A 12,679-nucleotide genomic window follows, 5' to 3' on the forward strand; every position below is an offset into this window, starting at 1 on the left:
GCGGGCTACAGACCGGCTGTGGTTGTCGGAGTCACAGTCCCCACCCGAGGACGATGCCGACCGTCGTGATACCCGCAAGCAGCAACTGCAGGGGGGCGCCGACTTTCACGAAGTCGGCGAATTGGTATCCGCCTGGCCCGTAGACCATCAGGTTCGTCTGGTACCCGACCGGCGTCATGAACGAGGTCGCGGAAGCGAACATCACCGACAGGAGAAAGGAAAACTGTTCGACGCCGAGGCTCCCCGCGGCGTCGACGGCGACGGGGATCATTAACACGACCGTCGCAACCGGTGTGATGACGTTCGCGAGCAGTCCCGTCACGATCGCGAACAGGAAGAGAACCGCGACGAGCGGGAGGAATTCGGCCGACGCGACCAGCCCGCCAGCGATGAGCTGCGAGCCACCGGTCGCTTCCAGTGCGACGCCCAGCGGGATCACACCCGCAAGCAGGAACACGATGTTCCACGAGACGGCCTCGTAGGCCTCGGTGGTCGTCAGACAGCCGGTGACGATCATCAGAAAGACGCCGGCCAGCGCCGATATCGCGATGGAAACGAGCCCGAGCGCAGCGGTACCGACCACGCCCGCCATGATGGCGATTGCAACCGGCGTTTTCGGGGAAAGCGGAGCAATCTCTTCGATCTTGGCCTCGAGCAGCCGGTCGACGGCTCCGTCGTCGACGATGACAAGATCTCCGGCTCCGGTAAAGTACTCGAGCGTACTGGGGAACGTCTGGACCAGGAGGAGGTCTCCGGCTTCGAGTTCGATTTCGTCGAGGCCGGTCCGAAGCAACTCGCCGTCGCGCCGGATCGCGAGCACGGTCAGCTGATACACGTCTCGGAGATGCGACTCTGCGACCGTCTCACCGACGTACGGTGAGTCCTCCGGGACGATAGCTTTCGCAAGGAGATCGTCGCTCGACGTCTCCGCGAACGTTTCCTCAGTCACCTCCTCTCGAACGAGTTGTTGCAACCCGTGGTTCTCGACGAAGCGGTTGACCGCACGAAGATTGCCGTGGACCGTGAGAACGTCATCTTCCCGAATCCGCCGGTCCGTCTCGATCGCTGCGAACGTCTCGCTCGTGCGAGGCTGCTCGTCGAGGCCGTCCGCGTCTTGGTATGTCTCGATACCCTCGTCCTGGCGGAGCCGCTGATCGCGGCCCGTCCCTTCCGGTTTCGCGGCGCGGTCCCGGTCGACTTCGTCGCCGAACTGGAACTCGCGGTCGGTTCCCTCGGGCCGTGTGTCGCGATCCACCGCTCGACGGAGCTGGAGGACGCGGACGTTCGCCTCCGTCTCGGACTCGAGTTCGTCGATCGTCTGCCCGACCGGCGCCGAATCCGCCCTGACGCGGACCTGTGTGAGGTGATCCTCGAGATCGAACTCTTCGACGAGATCCGCCTCGGCCGGGATCCGCGCCGGCGTCAGCCGCCGGCCGACGGTCATGAGGTAGGCGACGCCGACGAGCATGACGACGAGGCCAAGGGAGCTAACTTCGAACATTCCGATCGGTCCGCGACCGAGCAGGTCGGCGGCGAACTCACTCGCGAGCAGGTTCGTCGACGTCCCGACGAGCGTCAAGGTTCCGCCCAGAATCGCCGCGTACGAGAGCGGTAAGAGCAGTTTCGATGGGGACACCCCGGCCGAATCGGCGAGGTCTGAAATCATCGGAATGAAAATCGCGACGACGGGCGTGTTGTTGATGAATCCCGCAATCGGCCCTGTCGTCGCGACCGTCGCCGCGAGCGCACGCGTTTCGTCGCCCTTCGCGAACGAGGCGAGTGAGAGCCCGAGCCGCTGGACTACGCCGGTCTGCTGGATGCCGGCGCTGAGCATGTACATCGCGACGATGGTGATCGTCGCCGTATTGGCGAACCCGGAGATCGCCGCCCGATGACCGACCCCCGTCAGCGGCTCGAGGGCCGCCAGCGAGACGATGATCCCCATCGCCGTCACGTCGTTTGGGATGACTTCCGATACGAACAGGACGAGGGCAACGGCGATGAGTCCGAACACCGCCAGCGCACCCCCTGACAACTCCGCCCCGATCATCGTGGGCCGTCCGGTCGTCCGTCACCAGTCATATTCTCGTATCTGTGAGCTAGTACCAAATCTATGTTTCGAGGGCGGCTCGAGGCCGTAAGTTATGTGGCCCACCGCGTACCCACCGAGCACGCGATTCGGCGTCTGTCCACGCTACTGTCCAGCCTCGGCGGCTGGCAGAACCCCGCAGCCGCCGCCAGAATCGTGAGATGACGGGATGCCGTGGCCGCGGACATGGAACGTGCAGCGCTACTCGAGCAGGTGAGCGATCGCACCGGAGCAGACGAGGAATCGGCGGATGACGTCGTTCGAGCGGTGCTCGAGACGCTCGGCGAGCGATTGAGCGGGGACGAGGCCGAGGACCTGGCCGTGCAGGTGCCGGGTCTGCTGAGCCAGCACTTCCCCGAGAGTGACTCGGGGCTTCGCTTCTCCGAGGAGGAGCTCGTCGCCCGGGTCGACCGGCGCATGGACACCGACGACGTCCCCGGCCAGGAAGCAGCGACGACCGTCCTCGGGGCGTTTCTCGAGATGGTCGACGAGCCCGATCGTGCGGCGGTCGTCGACCAGCTCCGACACTACGGCTTCGAGGAACTGCTCCGCAGAGACGAATGCGGACGTCGACGTTGGGGATCGGACGCCGAAGGAGTACTGATCGCCGTGCATTCGCCGGTCGATTCTGCCATCGGCGGCTGCGTTCGATCACGCGCGCCGAGGCGAACGTGACGGCTCGAGCTCTCAGGCCTGATCGATCGTTTCGCGGTAGTCTTCGACCACTTCGATCGCCGCCTCGAGCTTGGTTTCCGTCGTCCCATCCGCCCGTTCGCGGGCCTGTCGGAGGGTGTTGAGGTGGGTGTCGAGAATGGCGTGATCGGGTTGCTGATCGCCCATCACGTAGTCCGCGAGCGCGTCCGTCGTTTCGCGGATGTCCCCACGGACGTCATCGTCGTCGGCCGATTTCGCCGCCTCCTCGAGTTCGTTTCGGGCCTGCTGGAGGTCCTGTGTCATATCGGAGCAACGACCACTCGGCGGATAACTGTTGGCCGGGTATCAGCAACGCTCGGACACCGCCGATCCGGAAACCGGGCCGTATGCGATGCTACGGACCGCTTACCGCAGACTCCTCGTCCAGTAGCTCTCGTTTTCGGGACGCAGGGACACTGTACGCTTTGCCACCCGAGTAGAAATACCAGACCGACACCTGATACTGACTGGCCCCTTTTTTGAATCGCACACCGCCTTCACGACCGTGTCATGCAAGTAACACGACGCACTGCGATGAAGGCCATGGGTGCTGCCGGTGGAGTGACTGCGGTGAGCGGCATCGCGCTCGCTGCTGGCGAACACCCGGATGACGAACGGCCGAAACGCGACGAGAACTCGATGATCGACGAACAGCCAGCCGACGCGCCTGGTGCTGCCGTTCGGGTCGCGCACTTTTCTCCGGATGCGCCGAACGTCGACGTATACGTCGACGGGAACCGGATTCTCTCGGACGTCGCCTACGGTGACGTTTCGCCGTACCTCGAGATCGAACCCGGCACCTACACGGTCGCGGTTACGGCGGCCGGTGATCCGAGCACGGTCGCCTTCGAGGGCGACGTTACGGTGGAGGCTGCTTTCTACACCGTCGCAGCTATCGGCGAACTCGGCGCGAGTTCGTTCGAGCCGCTCGTCCTCCTCGACGCCGGTTCGGCTCTCGTCCGTGCGGTACACGCCTCGCCAGATGCGCCCGCCGTCGACGTCTACGCCGACGACGAACTGCTCTTCGAGAACCTGTCGTTCGGTGAATCGTCCGATTACATCGCCGTTCCCGCGGGCACGTACACCGTCTCGATCCGTCCGGCCGGCGATCCGGAGACGACGGTGTTCTCGGCCGACGTTACCCGCGAAATCGGGACCGCCTACACCGCGTACGCGATCGGCTATCTCGAGCCGCCGGCGGGGACGGAGGGCCGAGAATTCACCCTGAAACGGGTAGAAGACGGACCGATGGGCGAGAAAACGAAATCGTAGGTACAATTCGCCCCTTTCGACGAGTGTCGCGGACAGCCGTCGAGAACTCAGCAGCCGGCTTTCTGACCGATCTCACGCTCCCGATTCGTGGAGCGACGTTCCGGTCGGGAGACGGGTCTCCGGGAGACGCACAGGATTCGTCAGTTGCACGTCGACTCGGCATGCGTGTGGGTAAAGTGCCTCGATCACCTGTATCGGACAATGAGTGAGACTCGAGGCCCCTTGCAGCCGGATCGGCCGGACGTCGATCTGTCCTTCGACGTCGACGCCCCGTTCGAGCCCGCTGGCGATCAGCCCGACGCGATCGACCAGTTGGCCGACGGATTCCGGTCGGGGATGGACAAACAGACCTTGCTTGGCGTGACCGGCTCGGGAAAGACCAACACCGTCTCGTGGGTGTTCGAGGAGATCGAAAAGCCGACGCTGGTGATCGCTCACAACAAGACGCTGGCGGCCCAGCTCTACGAGGAGTTCCGGAACCTGTTCCCGGACAACGCCGTCGAGTACTTCGTCTCCTACTACGACTACTACCAGCCCGAGGCCTACGTCGAGCAGACCGACACCTACATCGACAAGGACGCCTCGATCAACGACGAGATCGACCGCCTTCGCCACTCCGCGACCCGCTCGCTGCTCACGCGGGAGGACGTGATCGTCGTCGCGTCAGTGTCGGCGATTTACGGTCTCGGCGACCCCCGCAACTATATCGACATGTCGCTGCGACTCGAGGTCGGGGAGGACGTCGGCCGCGACGACCTGCTCGCACAGCTCGTCGATCTGAACTACGAGCGCAACGACGTCGACTTCACGCAGGGCACCTTCCGCGTGCGCGGCGACACGATAGAAATATACCCGATGTACGGCCGGTACGCTGTTCGCGTCGAACTCTGGGGCGACGAAATCGACCGCATGGTCAAGGTCGACCCCCTCGAGGGGACGACGCAGGGCGAGCAACAGGCCGTCCTGATCCACCCCGCTGAACACTACTCGATCCCGGAGACGAAACTCGAGCAGGCGATGGACGAGATCCGCGACGATCTGGACGCTCGTATCTCGTACTTCGAGCGCCAGGGCGACCTGATCGCCGCCCAGCGCATCGAGGAGCGAACCACGTTCGACCTCGAGATGATGCAGGAGACGGGGTACTGCTCGGGGATCGAGAACTACTCCGTCTACCTTTCGGATCGAGACTCTGGCGACGCGCCGTACACGCTGCTCGACTACTTCCCCGATGACTTCCTCACCGTGGTCGACGAATCGCACGTAACGCTGCCGCAGGTTCGCGGACAGTACGCCGGCGACAAGTCCCGCAAGGATTCGCTGGTCGAGAACGGTTTCCGGCTGCCGACCGCCTACGACAACCGCCCGCTCACCTTCGAGGAGTTCGAGGAGAAGACCGACCAGACCCTGTACGTCAGCGCGACCCCCGGCGACTACGAGCGCGAGGAGAGCGATCAGATCGTCGAACAGATCGTCCGTCCCACACACCTCGTCGACCCGAAGGTCGAGGTCTCGCCCGCCAGCGGACAGGTCGACGACCTCATGGACCGCATCGACGAACGGATCGACCGCGACGAACGCACTCTCGTCACCACCCTCACGAAGCGCATGGCCGAGGACCTGACCGAGTACCTCGAAGAGGCCGGGGTCGACGTGGCCTACATGCACGACGAGACGGACACCCTGGAGCGCCACGAAATCATCCGCTCGCTTCGTTTGGGCGAAATCGACGTCCTCGTAGGGATCAACCTCCTGCGGGAGGGTCTGGACATCCCGGAGGTCTCGCTGGTGGCGATTCTCGACGCCGATCAGGAGGGTTTCCTCCGCTCGGAGACGACCCTGGTTCAGACGATGGGTCGCGCCGCGCGAAACGTCAACGGCGAGGTCGTCCTCTACGCCGACGACCCCTCGAACGCGATGGAGTCTGCCATCGAGGAGACCCAGCGTCGCCGCGAGATTCAACAGGAGTACAACGAAGAACACGGCTACGAACCCACGACGATCGAGAAGGAGATCGGCGAGACCAATCTCCCGGGCAGCAAGACCGACACCAGTGAGGTCTCCGGCCGCTCGCTCGCAGACGAGGACGAAGCCGAGCGGTACATCGCCGAGCTCGAGGACCGAATGCAAGAGGCAGCGAGCAACCTCGAGTTCGAACTGGCAGCGGACATTCGGGACCGGATTCGGGAAGTGCGCGAGGAGTTCGAACTGGAAGGCGACGATGACGAGGGTATCGCGCCGCCGACCGAGGAGTTCTGACGTTGGAATCTGTTCCTGAGATCCTTCGATAGCGCTCGAGATCGATGCCCGTCGATGCGCTCTCCAATCCAACCGTCGAAGACTCGTTCCAAGAACAGACGACGGAACGGACGTATACGTTCACTGACGATCAGTGCCAGCGCCACCACCTCGAGTTCCCCAGCACGGCCTCCTCGAGGAAGCCCCCGATCAGTACACGCTCATCGTAACTGTCAGATACGGGAACAAGATTAGCTACGAGATCGATCAGCCGGCCGGCGAGACGGTGGGCGTTACCAGGGGAAGCGTGACAGAGTGTGGCTACGGGCTTTCATTCTGCAATACCGTTACGCGGAGTGTACCGTAAGCTTCATCGAAGTATCCACGCTCAAGTAATCGAGTAAGTGCGTCCTATTTGGTTTCATCTGTAGATCTTCCCGGGACGACATTCGCCAATAGTCCGGTCCGTCGGATCGTCCCGGATAGAACTGCAGCTTCGTATCTTGGAGTTAGATACATCAGATATAACACATTTGGCAGCGGGGTTTGAAACGTAGCGACAGCTGCTTCGTCATGCGAATCGGTCATCGTTTGAGCCTCTCGGACGGTATCACTATTGACGACACAGGGAGACCCGATGCCGGAACTCATCATACTAGTACACGAGTCTGAGTGACCCACACCGAAGCTTATTTATTTAATATAATTTTCTATGGAATTATGGGCGCTAAACGATTGTATCATCCACTTTGCCACGATCTGAACGGTTTCGTCAGGTCTACGAACAAATTCGTCGAATCAGTCGCTGAACTCGATAAATGTTCTAAGCAGTATTCCTGTGATGAATAAGGCGTTGCCGTGGAAGGGGGGACAGCGACCACTCATATGCTTGATTCGAAGATTTGGCCGTCCACACGCGGTAAAGATCGGTTGCGGGCTAGTAGCGGTGACGGTCGCTCGACTGCCACAGCGCGTTCCGCCGCTTATTATCGGTGTTGCGCTGGATTCACTCCTCTTACATAGTCAGCAGTACTCGATTCCGCTCATCCCCCAGCACGTGATTCCGACTTCACAGAGGGGACAACTGTGGTTTACCGTCTCCGTGATTGTCGGCGCCATCATACTCGAAAGTATCTTCGACTACATGGGTCGACTTGCCTACGAACGCGGGACGCTGGAGATGATTCACGACATACGAACGAGTAGCTACGAATCCGTCATCAACTTCCAGATGGGGTACTTCGATAGGACGTCGACAGGTGATATCATGAGCGTGATGAACAACGATATTAACAACTTGAAGAAGGGCTCGGAGGCGATCTACCAGGCCATCGACTTCGGTGGAAAGCTCGTCTTCGCGTTCGCGTTCATGGTCGTTTTGAACTGGGAATTGGCGCTGTTAGTCGCAATTATTCCGATCGGCCTCGCTCTCGTGAGCCGCTTCTACGCTGCCGTCCTCCAGTCCCACTACACGGATGTCCGTGCGAGCATTGGTACGATCAATGAACGTATCAATGACGTAATCGACGGGATCACGACAGTCAAAACGTCGAATCGGGAAGATTACGAGCGGACCCAGCTACGGGATACATCGGAGGAATACAAGCAGAACAAGTGGTCGGCGATACGAATCAGGCTTGTCTACGATAGCATCCTCTATTTTTTCAACTCGATTGGCGTGTGGGGGCTGTTCTTGGTAGGCGGATACTGGATCATAAGCGGCCCACCGGCCGTCTTCCAGACGACGCTCACCGCGGGTACACTGTTGACGTTCATCATCTACTCGAAATCGTTCCTCGCTCCTGTGAGAAACCTAGCTGTGAGAGTAATCGATCGCCTACAAGACGCCTCAGCCTCCGCCGAACGAATCGTCTCCCTGTTCGATTCACCGGAGTTCTCCGAGAAATCCCGAAACGAGAATGACATGGAGTTTTCGGAGCCGTCTGTCGAATACGACGATGTAACTTTCAGCTACGACGGTGCCGAGGAGGTAGCTCTTGATGATGTCACTCTCACTGCCGAACCGGGCCAGTTCATCGGTATTGTCGGATCGAGTGGTGCAGGGAAATCGACACTGATGAAGCTGCTGTTCCAGTTCTACCAGGCAGACAGGGGAGAGATCCGTATCGACGGACAAGACATCTCTGAGCTCGATTTGGGCAGTCTCAGACAGGAGCTAGGCTATGTTAGTCAGGATCCAGTCATGTTTCCCGGAACAGTCAGGGAGAACATCATCTATGGCAGTCCTGCCCAAAGGAGAGACGAGTCCACCATCCAAGAAGCAGCGAAGGTAGCGGGTGCACACGAGTTCATCGAGGCGCTACCCGAGGGGTACGACACCACGGTCGGTGAGAGCGGAAGCCAACTTTCCGGTGGGCAGCGACAACGGATAGCGTTGGCCCGCGTGTTCTATCACGATCCGTCAGTACTCGTTCTCGACGAAGCAACGAGCCACGTAGACAATGAGACGGAGATGATCATTCAGCAGAATTTACAAGGGCAGTTCGATACTCAGACGATCTTCGCGATTGCTCACCGTCTCTCGACACTTCGAAATGCAGATCGTATCCTGGTCTTCGACGACGGCGAAATCGTCGAGCGTGGAATCCATGAAGAGTTGCTCGAAATGGATGGCTTGTACGCGAACCTCTGGCGTATTCAGACTGGTGAAGTACACTTTCCCGATACCATGAGTAGCGAATACTCGCAGATGGCAAATGAGTAGACGCGATTTTGCCGAAGCAGCCGGGACGCAGATGCCACTATTGCGGATCATCCGAACCGTTGGGAGGCCGAACCTCCCCTACTTTCTACTTGGAATCGTGGGAACAACTGTTGGAACGTTCGCCAGTTATGCAGATATCTATTTGATCGGCCTCGCTATAGACGCTATATTCAACCAGCAGGCGTTTAGCGTACCACTGCTCTCAGAATCACTTCTCCCAGAGAGTCAGATGGGCCTGCTGTTTCAAACAGTCATCTTCCTCATTGCATTCAAGGCTGCTGACATAATTGCGACGATGTGTGGTCGATTTGGTTTCAACGTGTTTGCACAGCGCGTTCTCCACGACCTTCGCGTCGAAACCTTTGATACCGCACAACGACTCGGTATCGAATTTTTCGACACGAACGAGAGCGGTGATGTGATGAATGTTCTCAATGATGATATAAATAAACTAGAAGAGTTCCTCACGTTCAGCATTCGGCATACGATCTGGATTGTTGCCTCGTTATCCGCATCGATGATCTTCATGCTAGAGTTGAACGTTCAACTCGCGTTCGTCGTTCTCGTTGCATCCCCCCTCTTCGCAGGGATCAACTACTGGTTCTCTCAGGAACTCGAGAAACGCCAGGATATCGTCCGCGCAAAGGCAGGGTCACTGAACGCCCAATTGAAAACGAGTCTAAGTGGGATCTACCAGATCAAATCGTCCAACGCGGAGGCGTTCGAAACTGAACGGGTCGAGCAAGCGTCCGACGATCACTTGCAAGCTCGTTGGGACGATCGCAGAATATACGCCCGTCAGCGGCCACTTATGCGGCTCTTGTCGGGAGCATGGCTGCTTTTGATTCTCGTGATTGGTTTTTATTGGATCGTTGTGGAGCCACCGATGTTCTTCGAAGGCACGCTTACTGCCGGGCAACTCATTCCGTTTTTGATCTACATGCAGCGGCTAACGAAGCCAATGCAGGACTTCGGATGGATTCTTGAAAAGTACAAAGAAGCGAAAGCTTCTGCGAAACGGATCCTCGGTATCAGTAGAGGCGATGAGTATACGCCAACGCAAGCGGAGTTTGATCCATCGATACCAATTACACAGGGGAGCGTCGAATGGAACAACGTTCAGTTTCGCTATCCAGGGAGTAGTGAGCAAGCACTGACTGACATCTCGATGAGCGTCGATGCAGGTGAGACGATCGGTATCGTTGGGACGACAGGCGCAGGAAAATCGACGCTCACGAAACTGCTTCTCAAGTTCTATGTGCCGGATTCCGGTCGGATTCGAGTCGACGGTCACGACCTCGACGATATTGCACCAGCAACACTACGAAGCGCGGTTGGATACGTTAGCCAAGATCCATACCTGTTCGATCGTTCGATCAGGGAAAATATCACATATAGTTATCCAGAAGCGACGGACGAGGAAATCAAAGCCGCTGCAAAAACGGCTGGAATTCACGATTTCGTCGGTCGGCTTCCTGACGGCTACCACACGAACGTCGGTGAACACGGTGAGAAGCTATCCGGTGGCCAAAAGCAGCGGATCGCCATCGCACGAGCGATCCTTCAAGATCCCCCACTCATGATATTGGATGAGGCAACCAGCCACGTTGACAACGAAACGGAGTCGTTCATCCAACGCAACCTCGAAGAACTCACAGCGAATCGGACGACCTTCATCATTGCACATCGAATCTCTACGGTTCGTACTGCGGACCGCATTTTCGTTCTCAAAGACGGAATGATTCGTGAAAAGGGAGATCACACCGATCTATTGGCACAGGAGGGGGTCTACACCGATCTCTGGAACATCCAAGTCGGTGACGTGCAATCAGTTACCGAAGATAGCCGGTCTATCGATAGTCAGCTGTAGGGGCGTACAAAAGCAAATCGAAGGTAGCGGCTCGCTCTTTGATGAATTGATCGATTGTACAATCTGCGGGTACCGTAGACCGCCTGGGTGGCGAGCCAAGCGGAACTCTGCCTGCCTCCCTGTAGTAGTATTCGACGGTGGGTGTTTTCTCGCCGGTTTTGTGCGTGAAGGTATCGAGGATGATGACGATACCTTCACCCCACCGCTTCGTTGTCGTTAGTCCGTTGAAGATGCTCCAGACGTCCTTTATTTGAGCTATTTTCGGCCTACTCCCCGAGAAACTTGTTCAGGGCATGCTCGCTTTTGGCTGGAAGAACGTGGCTCGAGATACTGTAATGCTCTCATTGCTACCACCAACAAGACCTGTGACGTTTGGTGTGACGTATTGCTTCAGTCTCGGCGAGAAGCGCTCTAACTTCTCAATTGGCACAGTACCCGAGAAGACAATGAACGTGGTCGTTTCACGCTGGTTCTCCACGCTTCACCAGCATGACGTGCGAAGTCAAGGTATTCAGTACTGGCAAAACGACAAATTTATTTCTTTAGTTTTGAGTTAAATATAATAGATGGAAACACAAACACAAGTGTCGCTGTTCCAGATCGACGATTATGGTCCGTGGACGGTTACTCCCGAACCCCGCTACGAGATGGACCTACAGGTACTGCAGTCAAGATTGTTCCGCGACATCGCGAGGTTTGTCGGTAGCAAAGGCGGTTACGTTTTCCAGACGCGGTACGATAACGTCATTGGAATCACCAATCACCTCGATATGGAGGACCATGCCCTCTTACAGGAATCAATCGCGAATAATTTCCCCGTGACGGTGAGCATAGGAGTCTCTTCCGCTCCGCGTCCAGGTGAGGCGGTAAAACAGTCTACACAGATACTGCAAGAACGGGGCAGTGCTCAGGACCCGAACCGGGTCGAAGTGCTCGGCGGAACGACGACCTCCGATGAGCCTGCCGTCCCGCTCGTCGCGCACTTCGATATCGTCGATGTGACCGGAGAATACACGGACGAGATAAGCGAATACGAGACGTTCCAGAAAGTGATGTCGAGTTATTTATCACTCTCTGAATACATGAGGTCGTCGTACGGTGCCCTCTCGTTCTACGCTGGCGGTGACAACGTCATCGCGATCTGTCCATATCTCAAACGTGAGGATTTCGAGGCGGCGGTCGAGCACGTAATGGAGGATGGAGGACCCAAGTACAGGGTCGGCATCGGCCATGGTCAGACCATCCAGGACGCCGGAATGTCCGCAAAGGACGCACTCGAGACGTGTCGCGAGCGACAGGAATCCGTCCACCTCGAGTTACAGACTCAGGTACTGTGACCGCCGTCAGGACGCATATCGCCTGATCATTCCGTCGAAGAGCGCAGTATCGCCTCTTCAGACAGTATCTTGCCGATGCTCGTCAACGCTCACCTTCACATCGGAGATTCGATTGCCACGGTGCGACCGTCGGACCTGACGTCGTCGAGGGTGTCGTGTGTTCGAGACCGAGAGGAATCGACGACTTCGGTGGCAGTCGGCGGCCACGAAATCGGGCCCATCGACTTGAGAGCGACGATTCAGGTTTGCTCGAAATCACCAACGGTTTCGGAGCGGGTAGCGCAGACGTCGATGACTTTGCCGACCGACGGGCGGAGATGCGTTCGGCGAACTATCCCCTCGCGGTTCACGCCGGCGAACCGAACGGTTCCGAAGAGCTCCGTTACTCGATCATGAACCGCATCTACTTGTCACATGGTGCATGCTGAAGACGAGCACCTCGAACGTATCGCGAA

General features: G+C 58.2%; 9 protein-coding genes. 7 read left to right on the top strand and 2 right to left on the bottom strand.

The genetic code is table 11. From position 1 onward, the window contains the following. Positions 1-31 precede the first annotated feature (31 nt). Positions 32-2,050: an SLC13 family permease gene (locus HYG82_RS35265; RefSeq protein WP_179261979.1), complete on the bottom strand. Its 2,019-nt coding sequence runs from the start codon at positions 2,048-2,050 to the stop codon at positions 32-34. A 225-nt stretch (positions 2,051-2,275) separates the two neighbouring features. On the opposite strand from HYG82_RS35265, the gene HYG82_RS35270 reads away from it, so the two are divergent. Then, the gene (locus HYG82_RS35270; RefSeq protein ID WP_235217711.1) at positions 2,276-2,764 is read left to right on the top strand and encodes a DUF2267 domain-containing protein; all 489 of its coding nucleotides are present in this window, start codon (positions 2,276-2,278) and stop codon (positions 2,762-2,764) included. A 12-nt stretch (positions 2,765-2,776) separates the two neighbouring features. Here the strand turns inward: HYG82_RS35270 and HYG82_RS35275 are convergent, their stop codons facing one another. Further along, positions 2,777-3,046, bottom strand: coding sequence for a DUF7553 family protein (locus HYG82_RS35275; RefSeq protein ID WP_179261981.1), 270 nt, complete (start codon positions 3,044-3,046; stop codon positions 2,777-2,779). A gap of 246 nt (positions 3,047-3,292) precedes the next feature. Between HYG82_RS35275 and HYG82_RS35280 the strand changes: the two genes are divergently transcribed. The 6 genes from HYG82_RS35280 to HYG82_RS35305 all read left to right on the top strand — a co-directional run bounded on the left by HYG82_RS35280 (position 3,293) and on the right by HYG82_RS35305 (position 12,224). Then, positions 3,293-4,054, top strand: coding sequence for a DUF4397 domain-containing protein (locus HYG82_RS35280; RefSeq protein ID WP_235217712.1), 762 nt, complete (start codon positions 3,293-3,295; stop codon positions 4,052-4,054). A gap of 201 nt (positions 4,055-4,255) precedes the next feature. Beyond that, the gene (uvrB, locus tag HYG82_RS35285) at positions 4,256-6,313 is read left to right on the top strand and encodes an excinuclease ABC subunit UvrB (RefSeq protein WP_179261983.1); all 2,058 of its coding nucleotides are present in this window, start codon (positions 4,256-4,258) and stop codon (positions 6,311-6,313) included. Positions 6,314-6,446: 133 nt separating this feature from the next. Continuing rightward, entirely contained in the window at positions 6,447-6,659 is a 213-nt protein-coding gene (locus tag HYG82_RS35290) for a hypothetical protein (RefSeq protein ID WP_179261985.1), read from the top strand. Positions 6,660-7,238: 579 nt separating this feature from the next. Next, positions 7,239-9,017, top strand: a complete 1,779-nt coding sequence (locus HYG82_RS35295) for an ABC transporter ATP-binding protein (RefSeq protein ID WP_179261987.1) — start codon at positions 7,239-7,241, stop codon at positions 9,015-9,017. Next, positions 9,010-10,887 carry an ABC transporter ATP-binding protein gene (locus tag HYG82_RS35300; RefSeq protein WP_179261989.1) on the top strand — a complete coding sequence of 626 codons (1,878 nt, stop codon included), beginning with the start codon at positions 9,010-9,012 and terminating at the stop codon, positions 10,885-10,887. The genes HYG82_RS35295 and HYG82_RS35300 overlap by 8 nt, the downstream gene beginning before the upstream one ends. A 566-nt stretch (positions 10,888-11,453) precedes the next feature. Next, entirely contained in the window at positions 11,454-12,224 is a 771-nt protein-coding gene (locus HYG82_RS35305; protein ID WP_179261990.1) for a GTP cyclohydrolase IIa, read from the top strand. Positions 12,225-12,679: the final 455 nt, after the last annotated feature.

Source organism: Natrinema halophilum, from assembly GCF_013402815.2.
Classification (GTDB): Archaea; Halobacteriota; Halobacteria; order Halobacteriales; family Natrialbaceae; genus Natrinema; species Natrinema halophilum.

What these genes read in the sequence shown, in the direction of transcription:
- HYG82_RS35280 (WP_235217712.1), top strand. Translation starts at nt 3,293, where the DNA reads ATGCAAGTAACACGACGCACTGCGATGAAGGCCATGGGTGCTGCCGGT.
- HYG82_RS35275 (WP_179261981.1), bottom strand. Translation starts at nt 3,046, where the DNA reads ATGACACAGGACCTCCAGCAGGCCCGAAACGAACTCGAGGAGGCGGCG.
- HYG82_RS35305 (WP_179261990.1), top strand. Translation starts at nt 11,454, where the DNA reads ATGGAAACACAAACACAAGTGTCGCTGTTCCAGATCGACGATTATGGT.
- HYG82_RS35270 (WP_235217711.1), top strand. Translation starts at nt 2,276, where the DNA reads ATGGAACGTGCAGCGCTACTCGAGCAGGTGAGCGATCGCACCGGAGCA.
- HYG82_RS35265 (WP_179261979.1), bottom strand. Translation starts at nt 2,050, where the DNA reads ATGATCGGGGCGGAGTTGTCAGGGGGTGCGCTGGCGGTGTTCGGACTC.
- HYG82_RS35300 (WP_179261989.1), top strand. Translation starts at nt 9,010, where the DNA reads ATGAGTAGACGCGATTTTGCCGAAGCAGCCGGGACGCAGATGCCACTA.
- uvrB (WP_179261983.1), top strand. Translation starts at nt 4,256, where the DNA reads ATGAGTGAGACTCGAGGCCCCTTGCAGCCGGATCGGCCGGACGTCGAT.